Source organism: Tateyamaria sp., from assembly GCF_039940735.1.
In the GTDB taxonomy this organism is placed as follows: domain Bacteria; phylum Pseudomonadota; class Alphaproteobacteria; order Rhodobacterales; family Rhodobacteraceae; genus Tateyamaria.
The window spans coordinates 38072-56747 of sequence record NZ_JBDVGB010000004.1 but is presented as its reverse complement, the minus strand read 5'-3'; the positions used below and the strand labels follow the sequence as shown (position 1 = coordinate 56747).

16 protein-coding genes are annotated in these 18676 nt (G+C 54.1%); 10 read left to right on the top strand and 6 right to left on the bottom strand.

Going from position 1 to position 18676, the window contains the following annotated elements; translation table 11 throughout:
- Positions 1-76: 76 nt before the first annotated feature.
- The 7 genes from ABJF76_RS00900 to ABJF76_RS00870 all read left to right on the top strand — a co-directional run bounded on the left by ABJF76_RS00900 (position 77) and on the right by ABJF76_RS00870 (position 6799).
- Entirely contained in the window at positions 77-859 is a 783-nt protein-coding gene (locus ABJF76_RS00900; RefSeq protein ID WP_413821577.1) for an ABC transporter ATP-binding protein, read from the top strand.
- Entirely contained in the window at positions 856-1425 is a 570-nt protein-coding gene (locus ABJF76_RS00895) for a hypothetical protein (RefSeq protein ID WP_413821576.1), read from the top strand. Before ABJF76_RS00900 ends, ABJF76_RS00895 begins: the two co-directional genes overlap by 4 nt.
- Entirely contained in the window at positions 1425-2138 is a 714-nt protein-coding gene (locus tag ABJF76_RS00890; protein WP_413821575.1) for an ABC transporter ATP-binding protein, read from the top strand. The genes ABJF76_RS00895 and ABJF76_RS00890 overlap by 1 nt, the downstream gene beginning before the upstream one ends.
- A 373-nt stretch (positions 2139-2511) precedes the next feature.
- A complete protein-coding gene (locus ABJF76_RS00885) occupies positions 2512-3522 on the top strand; it encodes a branched-chain amino acid ABC transporter permease (RefSeq protein ID WP_413821574.1) in 1011 nt (336 codons plus the stop codon).
- On the top strand, positions 3519-4844 hold the full coding sequence (locus ABJF76_RS00880) for a branched-chain amino acid ABC transporter permease (protein WP_413821573.1): 1326 nt from the start codon (positions 3519-3521) through the stop codon (positions 4842-4844). The genes ABJF76_RS00885 and ABJF76_RS00880 overlap by 4 nt, the downstream gene beginning before the upstream one ends.
- Positions 4845-4929: 85 nt before the next feature.
- Positions 4930-5406 (top strand): YHS domain-containing (seleno)protein, encoded by a 477-nt coding sequence (locus tag ABJF76_RS00875; protein WP_413821572.1) that lies wholly within the window; start codon positions 4930-4932, stop codon positions 5404-5406.
- A 667-nt stretch (positions 5407-6073) separates the two neighbouring features.
- Complete coding sequence (locus ABJF76_RS00870) at positions 6074-6799, top strand: Hint domain-containing protein (protein WP_413821571.1); 726 nt, start codon at positions 6074-6076, stop codon at positions 6797-6799.
- Between the two features lie 29 nt (positions 6800-6828).
- Here the strand turns inward: ABJF76_RS00870 and ABJF76_RS00865 are convergent, their stop codons facing one another.
- Entirely contained in the window at positions 6829-8373 is a 1545-nt protein-coding gene (locus ABJF76_RS00865) for a helicase HerA-like domain-containing protein (RefSeq protein ID WP_413821570.1), read from the bottom strand.
- Positions 8374-8805: 432 nt separating this feature from the next.
- On the opposite strand from ABJF76_RS00865, the gene ABJF76_RS00860 reads away from it, so the two are divergent.
- Positions 8806-9414 (top strand): invasion associated locus B family protein, encoded by a 609-nt coding sequence (locus ABJF76_RS00860; protein ID WP_413821569.1) that lies wholly within the window; start codon positions 8806-8808, stop codon positions 9412-9414.
- Positions 9415-9477: 63 nt separating this feature from the next.
- Here the strand turns inward: ABJF76_RS00860 and ABJF76_RS00855 are convergent, their stop codons facing one another.
- The 4 genes from ABJF76_RS00855 to ABJF76_RS00840 are packed head-to-tail and all read right to left on the bottom strand — an operon-like array spanning position 9478 to position 13719.
- A complete protein-coding gene (locus ABJF76_RS00855) occupies positions 9478-10686 on the bottom strand; it encodes a beta-ketoacyl-[acyl-carrier-protein] synthase family protein (RefSeq protein ID WP_413821568.1) in 1209 nt (402 codons plus the stop codon).
- Positions 10686-10946: an acyl carrier protein gene (locus tag ABJF76_RS00850; protein WP_413821567.1), complete on the bottom strand. Its 261-nt coding sequence runs from the start codon at positions 10944-10946 to the stop codon at positions 10686-10688. Before ABJF76_RS00850 ends, ABJF76_RS00855 begins: the two co-directional genes overlap by 1 nt.
- Before the next feature lie 33 nt (positions 10947-10979).
- On the bottom strand, positions 10980-12071 hold the full coding sequence (locus ABJF76_RS00845) for a UDP-3-O-(3-hydroxymyristoyl)glucosamine N-acyltransferase (RefSeq protein WP_413821566.1): 1092 nt from the start codon (positions 12069-12071) through the stop codon (positions 10980-10982).
- A gap of 40 nt (positions 12072-12111) precedes the next feature.
- A complete protein-coding gene (locus ABJF76_RS00840; RefSeq protein WP_413821565.1) occupies positions 12112-13719 on the bottom strand; it encodes a L,D-transpeptidase family protein in 1608 nt (535 codons plus the stop codon).
- 316 nt (positions 13720-14035) lie between these two features.
- On the opposite strand from ABJF76_RS00840, the gene ABJF76_RS00835 reads away from it, so the two are divergent.
- Positions 14036-14605, top strand: coding sequence for a YcbK family protein (locus ABJF76_RS00835; RefSeq protein ID WP_413821564.1), 570 nt, complete (start codon positions 14036-14038; stop codon positions 14603-14605).
- Between the two features lie 1198 nt (positions 14606-15803).
- Here ABJF76_RS00835 and ABJF76_RS00830 read toward each other — a convergent pair.
- Entirely contained in the window at positions 15804-17471 is a 1668-nt protein-coding gene (locus tag ABJF76_RS00830) for a GMC family oxidoreductase (RefSeq protein ID WP_413821563.1), read from the bottom strand.
- A gap of 202 nt (positions 17472-17673) precedes the next feature.
- On the opposite strand from ABJF76_RS00830, the gene ABJF76_RS00825 reads away from it, so the two are divergent.
- Complete coding sequence (locus ABJF76_RS00825) at positions 17674-18585, top strand: LysR family transcriptional regulator (protein ID WP_413821562.1); 912 nt, start codon at positions 17674-17676, stop codon at positions 18583-18585.
- Positions 18586-18676 lie beyond the last annotated feature (91 nt).

Below are 18676 nucleotides of genomic sequence, written 5' to 3'. Positions count from 1 at the left end.
CAAGGCGAGATCCTTGGGCTGTTTCAAAATCTTGAAGACCGCTCTTAAAGTGGCGCAGGGTAACACGGGGAAGTATATGATCGTCGTTGACGACCTCTCAAAGCATTTTGGCGGCTTTCACGCAGTGGACGGCGCATCCCTTCGGATCGAAACGGGTTCGATTACCGGATTAATTGGCCCCAACGGTGCTGGAAAGACGACACTTTTCAATGTGATAGCGGGCGTTCTTCCACCGACTTCGGGCTGTGTCACTATGGGCGGCGAAGACATCACTGGCCTGCCGCCGCACACGTTATTTCACAAGGGTTTGTTGCGCACGTTTCAGATTGCGCATGAATTCAGTTCGATGACCTGCCGCGAGAACCTGATGATGGTGCCCGGCACACAGTCAGGCGAAACGCTGTGGAACACATGGTTTGGCCGCAAGCGCATCGCAAATGAAGAACGTGCACTGGCCGCCAAGGCCGATGAAGTGTTGGAGTTTCTGACGGTTGAGCATTTGGCCGACCACAAAGCCGGTCAGGTGTCGGGTGGGCAGAAAAAGCTGCTGGAGCTGGGCCGCACCATGATGGTGGACGCCAAGATCGTGTTTTTGGATGAAGTCGGTGCTGGTGTGAACCGCACGTTGTTGAACACTATTGGCGATGCGATTTTACGCCTGAATAAAGAGCGAAACTATACGTTCGTTGTGATCGAACATGACATGGATTTTATCGGCAAGATCTGCGACCCGGTTATTTGTATGGCTGAAGGCCGTGTGTTGGCCGAAGGGACATTGGCCGAGATCAAGGCCAATGAGGCGGTGATCGAGGCGTATTTGGGGACGGGCCTGAAAAACAAAGACAAGGTGGGCGCGTGAAGGGTTTAACGCTTATCGCAGCACTTGCGGGATGGCCGTTCGCACCGCTGCACGCACAGGCGGTCTGCGAAATCATCACCGATGGCGTTGAATACTGCACCGAGGCCAAGCGCCGGCACGGTGGTATCAGCTCGGTGATCTATGCTGATCACGTGGCCACTTACAGATTGCAGCGCGACCCATTGGTATCTTCAAATATCGTTGTCATGCCGATTGACCGCACACTGAGATCAGCAAACGACTTGCTCGACATGGTCTTTGATCAGTTTAACCGTGGCACACCGCCTTTCGTAGCGGTCGATGACATCGAAACGCGCAACAGTTCGATCGACGGACGCGAGACATTTCAGGTCGATTTTGTCGGGATCGATAGGAACGGAGACCCACTTGGGGCTTACATCGTGGACGCATTGCCCGGCGCTGACTCTGTCTTAATGGTTTTTACTGTGCAGGAAACCTTGGCCAAAGAAAGCGATGGTCGCCCTAGCGTCAAAGTCGCCGCTGTGACCCAAGACCATCGCGCGGCCCACGCCGCTGCGTTACAAGATTATAGGATTGGCCGCTGATGTCTGAACCATTTTTGATCGGCGACGCCATGACCGGCGGTTATGGCGCGGGCCCTGACATTTTGCACGACTGCACTGTGGCAGTGGACCCCGGCGAGATTGCAGTGATCGTTGGCCCCAATGGCGCAGGCAAATCCACGGCGATGAAGGCCGTATTTGGCATGCTCGATGTGCGCCAAGGGTCGGTGCGTTTGGGCGGCGAAGACATCACGTCGTTGTCGCCGCAGGATCGCGTGGCCAAGGGCATGGGTTTTGTACCGCAGACCTCGAATATCTTTACGTCGATGACGGTCGAAGAGAATTTGGAGATGGGTGCGTTTATTCGTCAGGATGATTTTTCCGACACGATGGCGCAGGTCTATGATCTGTTCCCGATCCTGAAAGAAAAGCGGCTGCAAGCGGCTGGCGAATTGTCGGGCGGGCAGCGTCAGCAGGTGGCTGTGGGCCGAGCGTTGATGACCCAACCAAAGGTGTTGATGCTGGATGAACCGACCGCCGGTGTGTCACCCATCGTGATGGACGAACTGTTTGATCGCATCATAGAGGTCGCCCGCACGGGCATTCCGATCTTGATGGTCGAACAGAACGCTCGCCAGGCGCTTGAGATTGCCGACAAGGGGTATGTTCTGGTGCAGGGGCGCAATGCATTTACGGGAACGGGCAAGGAATTGTTGGCTGATCCCGAAGTGCGCAAAAGTTTCTTGGGAGGGTAGAAATGTTTAGACCATTTCATTTTTTACCGTGTCTCTTGCTAGCAAGCGCTGCGCAGGCGTCTGTTATAGAATGCACTTTCACTACACGCTGTTCATCTCTTACGGTTGAGTGTGGCAACGAGCAACTGAACGTAAAAGCTGACACCGCCAGTGGAAATTTAAAAATTGTTGGAAATGGCAATGAATTTTCGGCCGAGATCATTGAAGATCGTGTCCTTCCATTTCGTACTTTCGTAGTGACCGATGGAGGCGGCGCAGTCAGCATTCTATCTGTTCACGACGACTATTCATCTGTCTACACCTACCACACAGGATTATTGCAAGTAGGAGCAATTTGGTCCTCTGCATCTGGCACTTGCAAGGACATAAATTAATGGACCTCCTTAACGCCATCGTGGCGCTTTCCAACTTCGTTCTTGTCCCCGGAATCGCTTATGGCAGCCAGCTTGCCCTTGGCGCACTCGGGGTCACGTTGATCTATAGCATCTTGCGGTTTTCCAACTTTGCCCATGGTGACACGATGGCCTTCGGGACGATGGCCACCATCTTGATCACGTGGGGCTTTCAAAGCGTCGGCATCAGCGCCGGGCCCTTGCCGACCGCCCTGCTTGCCCTGCCCTTTGGGATTGCCGTTTGTGCCGGTTTTTTGCTGTTCACGGACCGCGTGATTTACAAATTTTACCGTCAGCAAAAAGCCAAGCCGGTGATTTTTGTCATCGTCAGCCTTGGTGTGATGTTTATCATGAATGGCTTGGTACGGTTTATCATCGGTGTCGGTGATCAGAGGTTTTCAGATGGCGAGCGGTTCATCATATCCGTGCGCGAATTCAAAGCGTTGACTGGGCTAAAGGAAGGTCTTGCGATCAAAACCACGCAAGGGATTACGGTTGTTACGGCTGTTATCGTTGTCGCCGCGTTGTTCTATTTTCTGAACCGCACGCGCACAGGTAAATCGATGCGCGCCTATTCGGACAACGAAGATCTGGCCTTGCTGTCGGGCATCAACCCTGAACGTGTGGTGATGGTGACATGGCTGCTTGTGGCGGCACTCGCCACCATTGCCGGCGTGCTTTATGGGCTGGATAAGTCATTCAAACCCTTTGTCTATTTCCAACTGCTGTTGCCGATCTTTGCGGCGGCCATTGTTGGTGGCCTTGGCAGTCCGGTTGGGGCGATTGCGGGTGGATTTGTGATCGCCTTTTCCGAAGTTACCATCACCTATGCGTGGAAAAAGGTCGCCAACTATGCACTGCCCGAAAGCATCGCGCCGGATGGCCTCGCGCAACTTTTATCCACCGACTATAAATTCGCCGTTAGCTTTGTGATCTTGCTGATTGTGCTTTTGTTTAAGCCCACGGGCCTGTTCGCGGGGAAATCGGTATGAACGATACGTTACGCAATACGCAGTACTTTATCATTGTCGCCGCGCTGTTCATTGGAACTGGTTTTCTGGAAAGCTGGGACTTGGCTCTGCAAATCCTCAACTTCAGTCTGATTTCTGCGATCATGGCCTTAGGGGTGAATTTGCAGTGGGGCTATGCCGGCCTATTCAATGTGGGCATCATGGGCTTTGTCGCACTGGGTGGTTTGGCCACTGTGCTGGTCGCGATGCCGCCTGAGCCCGAGGCAATGGCCGCAGGTGGCCTGCGTGTGCTGCTGGCGATGGTTATCGGGGCGGCAACGGTTGTTGGTGCGATCCTTGCGTGGGGCGCGTTGCCAAAGGGACGTGTGCGCGCACTTGGTATGATTGCCATTCTTGTGGTCGGATTTTTTGTATTCCGCGGCGTGTTTGACGGTGGTGTCGCTGCAATCGAGGCAGTTAATCCGGCGAAAGCTGGCAATATCGGCGGTTTGAACATCGGCGGCAAAGATTGGGGTTGGATGACCATCGTGGCTTGGCCTGTTGGCGGATTGCTGGCGGCGGGTGCTGCGTGGGTCATTGGCAAAACCGCATTGGGTTTGCGCAGCGATTATTTGGCCATCGCAACCCTTGGCATTGCCGAGATCACGATCGCCATTATGAAAAACGAAGACTGGCTATCGCGCGGCGTTAAGAACGTGACGGGCCTGCCGCGCCCGACCCCCTACGAGATCGATCTGCAAAATAGCCCTGCCTTTGTGGAACGCGCCACAGGACTTGGGTTTGATCCGGTGACGGCTTCGACCTTGTCGGTCAAGCTGATCTATGCGGGCCTGTTTGCTGTCGTGTTGCTGCTGTTGTTCGTGCTGTTGCAGCGCGCGCTAAAATCCCCTTGGGGGCGCATGATGCGGGCGATCCGTGACAACGAAGTCGCGGCTGAGGCGATGGGCAAAGATGTCACCGCCCGCCATTTGCAGGTCTTTGTGTTGGGCTCTGCCATTTGCGGCATTGCGGGTGCGATGATGACCACGCTTGATGGGCAATTGACGCCGGGCGCGTACCAACCGCTGCGCTTTACCTTCCTGATCTGGGTCATGGTGATCGTGGGCGGGTCTGGCAACAACCTTGGGTCTGTGCTGGGTGGTTTCCTGATTTGGTGGCTTTGGGTGATGGTCGAGCCACTGGGCTTGGGCCTCATGAACCTGATCACGGCTGGGATGCCGGATGGGTCTTGGCTGCGTGGGCATCTGTTGGAATCCGCAGCACATATGCGGTTGTTGACCATGGGGCTGGTGCTGTTGCTGGTGCTGCGGTTCAGCCCGCGCGGGTTGATCCCTGAAAAATAGGCAGGCGCGTATCGCAAGATTGTTATTTAGCGCGCCTTTCGTTTGCTGATAGGACGTGCGGCAGCCAGAATAAGGACCACATGTGATGTCAGCAAAGATCAACCGCCGCGGATTTCTGAATACAACGCTTGCGCTGGGTGCGCTGGCGGCCCTGCCCACCGCGGCCTTTGCCAAATCGATCAGCCGCTTTAGCCTGTCAAAATCGGGCTTTGCGCTAAAGGGCTATGACACAACCGCCTATTTCCAAGCTGGCAAACCAGCCAACGGAACAGACGCGACGACGGTCACGTACAAAGGCGCAAAATGGCGCTTTGCCACGGCCCAAGACGCCGCCTTGTTCGAGGCCAACCCAGAAGCATACGAGCCGCAATTTGGCGGCTACTGCACCCGCGCCATGTCACTGCGCAAAGAAGTCCCCGGTGACCCCGAAGTCTGGCGCTTGCACAACGGCAAGCTTTATGTGTTTTTTGCCCCTGTGGGCGGCAAGCATTTTGACAAGGGCGAAGATGCCATGATCGCATTGGCGCAAAAGCACTGGGATACGCTGACGAAGGTTAGTTAAGGTGCCGACGAGGTCCGGAATCGCAGGTTCAAGGTAATCTGACGTAACTGGGTGAACGGCTATTGTTTTCCATCATTACGCATCGCTCACTTTGGCGCACGCTTTGGGCGTCAAAGATGGCTCATGCTTTGCTGCGACAAAGGCATGTGGAAAAAAATGGATACATTCAAAAAAAACGAACTGTTACCAACTAGGTTGTAGAACGCCATATTTTCTCCACTTTTTAGTGACATGCAGGATACAGAACTTCGCCAACTGAGGACTCTGCATAATGCCCGTTTTTGACATTTTGATATTCTCTGGCGCGAACGTGGATAACCCGCAGAATCCGGGGAACCTGCCAAGCGAAGACGGGACATTTTTGTCAGACCTAGACGTTGGTCAACAAATCACTTGGCTTGGCGGTGCAGAAAATGTCGTAGTCTCGATCGATGATGTGGACGATACCTTCGACGAAGCGCTAAACAATCAAACGCTGGCAAGTGACGTTACTTTTGAAGGCACAACTTTCACCACCGGCCAGATCGTGACGCCGACGTACACCATCGAATTCACGGGTTCCGACGGCAACACATATACGCTGACAAGCTTTAACTTTGATGCGAACACAAATGGTCAAATTCCAGACGCCGTTTTTTGGGAAGGAGATATCCCCCCGGCTGGCACGGTGCTGACGGTTACCAATGAAATCAACCCAACACGCGCATCGGCGCGCGAATATAGCGACACGGCGGTGTGTTTTGCGGCAGGCACGCGGATTTTAACGCCCCAAGGTGAACGAAATATCGAAACGTTGGTTATTGGGGATTTTGTCAAAACGTTTGACGGTGAAATGGCGGAAATCAAATGGATTGGCGTCCGTGACATATCTGAATCAGAACTGCGGGACCATCCAAAGCTTTTGCCTATACGCATCACAAGCGGTGCCTTAGGGAATGGTTTTCCAAATGCCGATCTTGTCGTTTCTCCCCAACATCGGTTGATGGCCAATTCCAAAATTTCAAAACGTATGTTCGGACAAGATCAAGTTCTTGTGGCGGCCAACAAATTGACCACTCTTCCCGGAATATTTGTCGATACGTCAGTGAAAATCGTCCAGTATTTTCACATTTTATTGGAAACTCATGAAATCCTATGCGCCAACGGCGCGCCCGCAGAAAGCCTTTATCTGGGGGAACAAGCACTCAAGTCCATAACCACCGACGGCTTGGCTGAGTTGCGTAAGATTTTCCCCTCCATTCTGCGACCAGATTTTCGGGCGCAAACGACGCAGTTCATACCCAAGGGCAAAATGCAAAAAAAAGTCATTGAGCGACATCATCAAAACGGGAAGCCTTTTTTCAAAAGGTCACTTGGACGTGGCGATGATCCTACCGCTCAAATGCAAGTTTAAAAACGGCCGCCCCGACACAGCAGGCACCCTCACCGTCCCTTAAACAACCCACCCAAAATCCCGCGCACCATGCGCCGTCCGGTCACACCTGTCAGTTCTTTTACAACCATCTTGGTCATTGCTTCGCCAAACCCACCCGAACTTCGGGTTGCGCGCGACGTTGAACGTGTGACGCCTTTGCCGGAATAGCGCCGCGCTGCGTTGAATTCACGCAACATCGGTGTGTCGGCCTCTTCGGCTTTTTCCTCGGCCACTGCGGCTTCGGTCGCCGCTTTGTCAGCGCGTGCTTTCAGCATCTCAAAGGCGGATTTGCGATCCAGTGTTTCGTCATATTTGCCGGCCATGTCGCTGGCGGCCATGAACGCTGCGCGCTCTGCCTTGGTGATGGGCCCAAGTTGCGAAGATGGCGGGCGGATCAACGTGCGTTCAACCACGCCCGGTATCCCCTTTTTCAACAGCATTGAGGTCACGGCCTCGCCCACGCCGACTTCTCGAATGGCCTCTTCGGTCGAAAAGCGCGGGTTTTCGCGGTAGGTTTCGGCCGCCATACGCAACTGTTTGCGGTCTTTGGCCGTAAAGGCGCGCAGGGCATGTTGGAACCGGTTGCCAAGTTGGCCAAGGATGTCTTCGGGCACGTCTGCGGGGTTTTGAGTGATGAAATAGATGCCGACCCCTTTGGATCGGATCAGGCGCGCGACTTGTTCAACCTTGTCCACAAGGGCTTTGGGCGCGTCGTCAAACAGCAGGTGTGCTTCGTCGAAAAAGAACACCAACTTGGGTTTGTCAGGATCGCCCACCTCCGGCAGTTCTTCGAACAGTTCGGACAATAGCCACAGCAAGAAGGTCGCATAGAGGCCGGGCGAATTCATCAGCTTGTCAGCGGCCAGTAAATTGATACGGCCCTTGCCGTTTTCATCCGTGCGCATCAGGTCGGCCAATTCCAGCGCAGGCTCACCAAACAACCCTGCCCCGCCTTGATTTTCCAGCACAAGCAAACGGCGTTGGATCGCCCCGATCGAGGCTGTGGACACATTGCCATAGCGCAACGACAGGGATTTAGCGTTTTCACCGATCCAGACCAACAGCGCTTGCAGGTCTTTGAGGTCAAGCAGCGGCATGCCTTCTTCGTCGGCAAGGCGGAAGGCGATATTCAAAATGCCCTCTTGGGCTTCGGACAGCTCTAACAGGCTGGCCAACAGCAATGGGCCCATTTCGGAAACGGTTGTGCGCACCGGGTGGCCTTGTTCACCGAACAGATCCCAAAAAGTGACGGGACAGGCGTGGTAGGTATAGTCGGAAAAGCCGATCTTGGTCGCGCGTTCGGTGAACGGCCTATGCAGCTTGTGATCTGGTGTGCCCGGTTTGGCGAGGCCAGACAAATCACCCTTCACGTCGGATAGAAAGACTGGAACGCCAGCGTTCGAAAACCCTTCGGCCAGAATTTGCAAAGTCACAGTTTTGCCTGTGCCCGTCGCACCAGCAATTAGACCGTGTCGGTTGGCATAGCCCAAAGACAAATCTTGGGGGTCAGCGTAATCCACCCCGCCGCCACCAATGAAAATATTCGCGGTCATTTTGTTAACCTTCTGTCCATAACTTATCTCGGGATGACCATACAAAGTTAACCATTGGGTGCCATAGTGTTTTTGTTCCCACCTCGTGTCCTCCTGGTGTGGAATTTCCTCCCTGTCAGACTGGCCGCGCCTTGTGCGCGGCCTTTTTTTGTCGGCATCAAATTTGACGTAAAATGGCATCATAGCTGTCGAATAAATAAATGTTGACCGGATCGTGATGCTTTCGTAAGTTACATCCAATTAAGTCGGCCAGTCCGACGGGGAGACAAAAAAAGATCATAAAAGGAGGCAGTTATGCCTCCTTTTTTGTGTGTCAACCGTCGTTTCACCCCACATATAGCACTCGGGTCATCAAAACTTTGCGCTTTGGCGCTGACACCGCTGCGTTTGCATGTTAGCAAAACAGTCAACCGCAACTGCTACGGAACCAACATGCGCACCTCTTTGATTGCATTGACCATTGGCTGCCTCATGCCTGCTGCCTTGCTTGCACAGACAGCCGAGACTGAAACACCCACAGAAGACGCAGCCGCGCCCAGTATCGCGGATCAGCTTAGCCTTGGTGAAGACGCTAGCGCGCCGACGACCGGCGAAACCTATACCCGCGAAACCAATGGAGATTGGGAACTGCGCTGCATCAAGGCCGAGGTCGAGGCCGACGAGCCCTGTCAGATGTACCAGCTGATGTCGGATTCCGAAGGCACGCCTGTGGCCGAGATTTCGATTTTCCGCCTGCCCGAAGGTGGCCGAGCGGTGGCCGGTGCCACGATCATCGTTCCGCTTGAGACCTCCCTGCCCCAACAATTGACCATGCAGGTCGACGGTGGTTCGGCACGGCGCTATCCTTACTCCTTTTGCAACCCAATCGGGTGTTATGCCCGTATTGGTCTGGTTGCCGAAGAAATCGCAGGTTTTCGCGCCGGAAACTCGGCCAACCTCGTGATCGTGCCTGCATTGGCACCAGATCAAACGGTTGATTTGACTATGTCTTTGACTGGCTTCACAGCCAGCTACAACAAGACGTCAGTCAGCGCGAACTGATCTTTATTAAATGTTGTGAGACTTTGAAAACCGTCCCTTTTTTCGGGGGCGGTTTTCTTATGTTCAGACCTTGGCCAAGGCCAAGACCGCGTTCATACCGCCAAATGCAAAGGCATTGGACAACACCACATCGACCTTTGCATCGCGCGCCGTATTGGGAACCACATCAAGCGCGCACTCTGGATCAGGTTCTTCATACCCAATGGTCGGTGCAATCACGCCGTCGCGCAGGGCCATGATGCAAGCCAACAATTCGACCGCACCTGTGCCGCCGATCAAGTGGCCGTGCATCGACTTGGTGCTTGAAATCATCAATTTGTCTGCGTGCGCGCCAAACACATCAGCGACTGCCGCACATTCCGTTTTGTCATTGGCAGCGGTGCCTGTTCCATGCGCATTGATGTAACCGATTTCATCCGCATTCACCCGCGCATCTGCCAACGCTCCGGCCATAGCGCGCGCTGCCCCATTCTTGGATGGTGTCACGATATCGCTCGCATCCGAGGACATGGCGAAACCGACAACTTCGCACAGGATGTCAGCTCCGCGCTTGCGGGCATGTTCATAGTCTTCGAAGACAAAGACCCCTGCGCCTTCGCCCTGCACCATGCCGTTTCGGTTGGCTGAAAACGGGCGGCATGCGTCTTTGGACATGACGCGCAGCCCTTCCCAGGCCTTTACGCCACCAAAGCACAGCATCGATTCAGACCCGCCGGTGACCATCGCGGGCGCCATGCCAGTGCGCACCATTTGAAAGGCCTGCGCCATGGCGTGGTTCGATGATGCACAAGCCGTCGACACCGTAAAGGATGGCCCCTTTAGATTGTGTTCCATGCTCACATGGCTGGCGGCGGCATTGTTCATCAGCTTTGGCACAACAAAGGGGTGAACGCGGTTTTTGCCTTCTTCATAGACCGAACGGTAATTCGCGTCCCACGTACTAACCCCGCCACCGGCCGTGCCAAGAACCACACCGGATTTCGCAGCCAGTTCGCCGGTAAAAGACAGGCCAGACTGTTCAATCGCTTCTTTGGCGGCTGCCAAGGTGAATTGAGTAAAACGGTCGTATAGGCTTATTTGTTGGCGATTATACCGTCCTTCGGCCTCAAATCCGCGCACTTGCCCACCAATTTGAATCGACAGGCGTTCAACATCTTGAAAAGACAACGCACAAATCGCGCAGCGCCCCGCGCGCATGGCGTCAAGCGTGTCGGGAACATCATGGCCAAGGGCGTTAACCGTCCCCGCGCCCGTGATGACAACCCTGTGCATCAGCCTTTTTGATCCGCGATCAGCTTGTCTATGCCTGCAACGATGGACGCCACATTCGAGATATCAAAATCGCTTTCCGAGGGCGCATTGGCGTTGAAAGGCACAGAGACGTCGAATTCTTCCTCGATCGCAAAGATACTTTCGACCAGCCCTAAGCTGTCGATCCCCAGATCCTCAAGCGTGCTATCAAGCGTCACGTCAGAGGGTTCCAGAACCGCTTGTTCTGCGATGATTTCGATGACCTTGTCTTTGACGCTCATGACATCTGCCTGTTGGACTTGTCTGTGCTTGATTTAGTCACTGCCGCCCGACTTGAAAACAGCTTTCTTAAGGGCAGCGATGTCCGAAATGTAACGCGGCAAGCGGCGCAATGCCTTGTAGCTGTCGATTTGCGATTTCATTTCGGTCGCGGGATAGCCCAGCATGACTTTGCCGGGTCGCACCGAGGATAAAATAACGCTAGCCCCACCGCACACGGCACGGTCCCCGATGGACAGATTGTCGGCCACCCCTACTTTTCCGGCCAGCACAACAAAATCGCCAATCGTAACGGATCCGGCCAGCCCGACCATGCCACAGATCAACCCATCCGTGCCCAGCACGCAGTTGTGGCCAATGTGAACAAGACTGTCGATTTTGGTGCGGTCGCCGATGCGGGTCGGGCGGATGGTGCCGCTGTCGATGGTTGCGTTTGATCCGACTTCAACGTCGTCCCCGATCAGAACCGCCCCAAGGCTCGCGATGCGCGCCCAGGCTTGTCCTTCGGTTTCGTTTTCACCACCTAGGCTTTCGCGGGCAGATTCAACGTTGCTTTTTTCTGGCGTCACATAAGAAAACCCATCGCCGCCGATGCGCGCGCCGGGTTGCGCCATAAAACGATCGCCGATCCGAACATACGCACCAATGCTGGCGTGTTCACGTAAATAGGCGTTTGCACCAAGCGATGCATTCCAGCCCACATAAGCCATCGGCCCAATAACCGACCCTGCCCCAATACGCGCGCCCGCCGCGATGACCGCACCCGGCCCGATCGAGACATCGTCCCCGATTTCGGCCGTCTCATCAACAATCGCACTGGGATGGATGCCATTTGGGTAACCCTGACCGGGGTCCATCAATCCTGTCAGGCGCGACATGGAAAAGCGCGGGCGTCCAGAAAGAATGGCCGCTTCTAGGCCCATACTTTGCCAATCCGCATCGTCCCACAAGAACGCAGCGCGTGCGGCGCCTTTGCTTAGGTCTTCTGCATATTTGGGATTGCCCGCTAGGGCCAGATCACCATCGTTGGCCGAGCCCGGCTCGGCCAACGCGGTGATAATCAGTGATGTGTTTCCGACGGCTTTTAAACCGATTGCTGTCGCGATTTCACCAACTGTGTACTGCATGTAAATTCCCCTGCGCCTCAAGAAGCCGTCAGGGGATCATTTACCCCTGAACCGCGCGAAGAGCCACCCCGGCTTTGGACAGTGCGTTCCAGACTTGCGCGTCCCGACCATAAATGTCGCGACGGAACTGTGTGTGACCTTTAGGCGTGGTGAATGCTGTGCGGTAAATGATGTGCACAGGTACCGGGCTTTTCAGGTTAACACGGGCTTCTTTACCGGTGGCCAGCTTGGCCTGAAAGAAACCTTCAGGGTCGCTCGTTTGTTTGGCCAAAAGTGCATAGGCAAAATCAAACGGGTCAGCCAGACGTACGCAACCATGGCTATAGGCGCGGACTTCGCGACCAAACAGGTTCTTGGCGGGCGTGTCGTGCAGATAGATGTTGTACTGGTTCGGGAACATGAACTTTACCAGACCCAGCGCGTTGCCCTTGCTGGGAGGCTGGCGCATGGAAAACGGGAAAGTGCGTTCCGTGTACTTCGAGAAGTTCACATTGCTGCGGTTCACCTTACGGCCCTTGTTGTCGGTGATTTCGATGTGGCGCACCGCGTTACGGTTGCGCTTCAACGCCGGCAGATATTCGCCAACTACGATCGAACGTGGCACGTACCAGCTTGGGTTGATGACCATGAATTCCATCACATCAGAAAATTCAGGCGTCGGGCGATCATCTTGATTGGCCCCCACAACCGACCGAGTCGAGAATGTGGTTTTACCGTTGTCGATCACCTTGGCTGTGAAATCAGGAATGTTCACAAGGACGTGGCGTTTACCGCGTTCTTGGTTGAACCAACGCTCACGCTCCATTGCGACCATGACGGATTGCAACCGCACCTGCACGGACTTGTTGATTTCGGTCAGCGTACCAGCACCGGCCACGCCATCCGCGGAAAGGCCGTTGGCAGCTTGAAACTGCTGAACGGCCGATTGCATGGCCGCGTCATAAGTCTGGCTGTTGGTGCGCTTCAAAAAGCCCATCGTGATCAAACGGTTGCGCAAAGCGACAACCGAAGCACCGGATTGGCCGGGATTAAGTGCTTTACCGGGCACTTGCGCACCGTAACCGCCTTTGGTCAGCATACGCTCCATGCGCAGCTTTTCTTTCATGAGGGCGTTATATTCTGTGGTTTTTGGGGCCAGTGCCTTGAAAAACCCTACGGGCGAAGATTTGGAAAAGTTCACCAAATAAGATGTGCGATCACGGTATGGAACTTGGCGTACAATCGCGCTGTTGACGCGGCTGGGCACCAAAACGCCGGTTTGCAGATCGCGTGAATATTGCAAGAAGGTACGGCTTAGTTCGACTTCGACCAAACCACGGTCACGACCGTTTTTGGCCGCCTTCATCTTGGCTTGCAGGCCGTTCACGTCATAGCGCCCAACTGGCAACCCGTGATCACCGGCAGATGCCAATACGTTGAACAAAGCCGTACGACGCTGGCGGTCGCGCCCCGTGCGACCCGTCCAAAGGCTTTTGTACCCGTTAGCTTTATAAAAAGCAGAAATGTCGGCATCTCGCGCAGCCGCTTCGGCCACGGCTTGCTTAAATGCCGTTACCTGAGCGGACGCCGCTTGAGGCAGCCCTGTCAGCATGAGGCCCAAGGCCATAGTTAATATTACAATCCAACGTCTGGAAACCGCAGCGGTCATTGTATCCAACCTTTCAAAACACGTTTAGCTAGCTGGTTTCCCTTATTTCAAACGCTGCGCAGACGTGTCCATTCACATTGGCATGAGACATGCATTCAGCACTTGCGTGATGCGCAACTGCATCGTTGTCGGCGGGACTCGTTAAATCCGTCATAATTTGCGCAAATTTTTGCCGATAAGACTTGCGAAGGTACATCTCTCAGATTCAGTTCTTGGTAAACGAATCGTGCTATGCCATAACAACCAGGCATCTGGGGATGAGATGAAAAGCCCACGTAATATCGAGGGCCTTAGGCAATTGGGACTACGCAGTAAAATGAACGAATCCACCTCTTCCGGCATGAGTCGCCGAGCCTTGCTCGGTGCATTTGCGGCAACAACAGTTGCCGCCGCCCCAACGTTTTCCAAGGCCGCAGGTTTGTTGCGCGGCTCCGGCGATATCAGGCGCTTGCGGATGTATTCCGGTCGCACGGGCGAACGGATCGACATGATCTATTGGATCGAAGGCAAATACATCAAAGACGCTGTGCAAGAAGTGAACCATTTCATGCGCGACTGGCGTACAGGTCAGACTGTGCAAATGGATTTGCGCACTGTCGATATCATGGCCGCAGCCCACAACTTGATGGATGTGAACGAACCTTACTTGTTGCTGTCGGGCTATCGCAGCCCGAAAACCAACGCGATGCTACGTTCGCGCAGCGGTGGCGTGGCCAAGAACTCCCTTCACATGAAAGGCCAAGCCGCAGATTTGCGTTTGTCCAGCCGGTCCGTCGGCCAGATGGCGCGTGCCGCGCAATCCTGTCGTGGTGGCGGTGTCGGTAAATATTCCGGATCGAATTTTGTGCACATGGATTGCGGCGTCATTCGCACTTGGGGCGGCTAAACTTACCCCGCAATTCCACATGCAAACCATTGGGCGCCATCGGCGCCCTTTTTTTGTTGTGCGCACGTATGTGAATTCATGCCAACAAAGATCAGCATGCGGCTGGCAATCGCGGCGACGAAATGAAGCTCAGACAAAGCGGGCAAAATTGGCCAACCTTAGATCAACCGCATGACCTGATCACCCGACCTCGAAAATCGTCGTTCCGTTTAGTTTGTAAGTAATTTGAGATTAAATTGGTTGAAATGGTTGCATCCATTATCACACCATCTGCCGCTTAGTGGTGGAACGTACGGCAGGCAGGATTGCCAGATGGTAAAGCGCAACACCAAAAGCGTGCAAGCAGCCAAGGTTTTTGGAATTTATGGCGAAGGGTTACGTGTATAAAACGATGTGAAAGCCCTCGCCAGAGATTGAACAGTCATCATCGAAAGAAATTTGATTACGGCGGTAGCCCAACCGGAATTCCAAATCACTTTGGCTGCCATTCAGACAACCCTGTCACCCGATTGCCCGTCCCCAGAAGAGCAAAGCTGTTTGAAAAGACATGGGTGCCGACGTTCCCTTCGCGAAAAACAAGGCCGCATGCATGACATCCTATCAGACGACATCGAAACAATGAGATTTTTGAATGAACCGGCATCGTAGACGTAGCGGGCCGCCAATTGTGGGCCTTGATCCAGATCATCGCTGCTGCGGCGTAGCTTCACCAATGCAGGCAAGGGCTGAAGGCGCCGCAATTTTTGTGTGCTGAGTTCCGCTCTGTGGGGCAAAGTTACATTAGGCGGCTTTTCATGCAAATGGCCGAGTCAGTTGTGTGCCTATGGTGCCGGATACTGTTCCAACGCACGTAGCCTCAGCTCCGCCTGAATGGCATTAGTGAAACTGGGCGCGAATTGTGAGGCTCCGGCTCTCGCCTTTTCGACCTCTTCATACCGAGGCTGAGAATCCACCCACCCTCGCTCAACAATGCGTGGGTCTTCTGTCATGAGTTCATACCAGCGTGCACTTTCCATAACCTGGCGCTCGTGCAATTCTTGTGCCTACCAAATTCCGCAATACCCGGTACGTCTGCAATGGCGCACCTGCGCAAATTGGATCAGCCCAAAAGGCGGGTGTGATCCCGACAAAATCAAAAATCACGTCGCCGACGCACCCAGTTAAAAGCACGCTTGCGTCGATATCTTGCAATGCGTGCCTATTGGTCAGCCAAAATCCAAGCAGCAGCTTTTTCAGCAATCATGATGGTGGGTGAATTGGTGTTTCCGCTCGTGATTGCCGGCATGACCGATGCATCCACAACGCGCAGCCCCGCGACGCCCTTTAACCGAAGATGTGGGTCCAGAACTGCGGTTTTGTCATCCATGCGGCCCATTTTGACGGTCCCGACAGGGTGGAAAATGGTGCTCGCGATGTCGCCTGCAAGTCGCGCCAAATCGTCGTCGCTTTGATACTGTATACCGGGTTTGAATTCTTCTGGCTCGTAAGGCTGCATTGCAGATTGTGACATGATTTCGCGTACCTGACGCAGGCTATCGGCTGCGACTTTGCGGTCGTCTGCTGTGTCCAGATAATTTGGCGTAATCTTAGGGGCGTCACGAAAATCATTGGACGCAATTTTCACATGGCCACGGCTGGTTGGGTTCAGGTTACAAACGCTGACCGTCATCGCCGGAAAATCATGCAAGTTTTCTCCGAACGCCTCAAGGCTTAGGGGCTGTACGTGGTATTCAAGGTTGGCATGGCTACGGCTAGGGTCTGACCGCGTAAAGGCACCCAATTGGCTCGGCGACATGCTCATTGGGCCAGAGCGTTTGAACAGATATTCTAGGCCAATCTTGGCCTTACCGACCATAGAATTGGCCAGCGTGTTCATGGTGCGTGTCCCGTTCACCTTAAACACCGCGCGGATTTGCAAATGGTCTTGTAGGTTTTCACCAACAAACGGTTGATCCAACACAACCCCAATGCCGTGTTCTTTCAGCAAAGCGGAAGGGCCAATGCCAGATAACTGTAATATCTGCGGGGAGTTTATGGCGCCTGCGGAAAGGACAACTTCTTTGCTGGCAGTCACATCCACAGGCTTACCCTCTCGGTGCACCCTTGCGCCGATGCAACAGGGCGCGCCATCTGCCCCCGTTTCGAACAACAGCTTTTCAACCTGCGCTTCTGTCCAGATCGTAAGGTTATCACGCTGTTTTGCAGGACGAAGGAATGCTTTGGAGGTGTTCCAGCGCCAACCGGATCGTTGGTTTACATCGAAATACCCAACGCCCGCATTGTCGCCGCTGTTGAAATCATCGGTCTTTTGGATGCCCGTTTCCACCGCGGCATCGGAAAAACTGTCCAACACATCCCAGCGCAACCGCTGTTTTTCAATCCGCCATTCGCCACCGTGCCCGTGCATGTCTGAAAACCGGCTGTTGCTGCCGGTGACGGGATCCGCGCCATCATCAAGCTTGTAATGGTCTTCGTGTCCTTTGAAATCGGCAAGGGAGTTGTCCCAATTCCACGCATCCTCACCTGTTAGCTGCGCCCAATTGTCATAATCACGCGCTTGCCCGCGCATGTAGATCATGCCGTTGATCGATGAACATCCACCAAGCGCCTTGCCACGCGGATAAAGCAGGCTTCGCCCGTTCAGGCCTTTGTCCGCTTCGGTCTTATACATCCAGTCAGTCCGCGGATTGCCAATGCAATATAAGTACCCGACGGGGATATGAATCCACGGATAGGTGTCCGACTTGCCAGCTTCCAAAAGCAGAACTGAGTTGGCTGGATCGGCGCTCAGGCGATTGGCCATTAAGCATCCAGCGGAACCGCCGCCAATGACGATGTAGTCAAATTTGTTCAAAGCATCGGACATTTCACAACCTAACCCATCTTTCGTTCTGTGCTTGGCAACCTTGGAAGGGATGTGTGACCGACCCACCGCATTTTGGCTTTGCAGGAAAAACGGGATCATCGACATACTCTCCCTTCAGAAGCGTACATTGCACTGACCTTTGGGCGACAACGTTGAAAAAACCTAATGACAAATGCCAAAGGGCAATATTAGGTATTTTTATATGGATCGTTTTTCGAATATTAACAGCATCTTGGCATTTGTGACGGTCGCCCGCGAAGGCAGTGTATCGCGCGCGGCTGATATGCTGAACCTGACCCAACCCGCCGTCAGTCACCAGTTAAAACGGCTGAGCGAGGAAACAGGAATCGTCCTGTTTCACCGAACCCCAAAGGGGTTACAGATTAGCCATGACGGCGCTGCGTTGCTGTCAAAGGCCGAACATATTCTTGAGGCAATGAGCGAGTTTCGACGAAGCGCCCGTCAAAGGTCTGGACGGATCAGCGGCAAGTTTAGGATTGGGACGATCGTAGATCCTGAATTCATCCGGCTTGGACGAATATTGGCGCGCCTGCGGGCGGAGCATCCTGACATTGAAACCGAACTGACCCACGGTGTCAGTGGCGATATCCTGACATGGCTGAAACGCGGCCAAATTGATGCAGGGTTCTACTTGTGCGGGCCAGACGATTTGGCACCAATGGAGGTAGACAGCGAAGACCCGCTCCATGTGATGAAGCTTGCGGATTTCAGCTATCGCGTGATCGGTCCGGTCGGTTGGCAGCACAAAATAGAAAATGCGGATTGGCCTGAACTGGCAAAGCTGCCTTGGATCGGCACGCCAGAACGATCCGTACACCATCGCCTGCTGTCCAAAATCTATACAAACCCGTCTGACCGTCCAGGGGTCGTTGCGCGTGTCGATCAAGAGGCCTCAATGCTTGAGATGGTGCGATCTGGCATCGGCCTGAGCCTTTGCCGCGACTCCATCGCGCTGCACCAAAAACAGTCCTTCGGCCTCGCCGTTTGTAATGCCGTGTCTGTGCCTGCTTGTCTTTGCTTTGTGGCGCTCGATCGCCGAAAGGAAAGCCCGGTGCTATCTGAGGTTTTCAAGCTCTTGCAAGACTCTTGGTAAGGTATTGCCTGCAGCGCAAATTATTGCATTCATCGCGTGACTTTAATTGTCCGGTCAAACCGACGTTGAGTAGGCCCATTCAAAATACCAT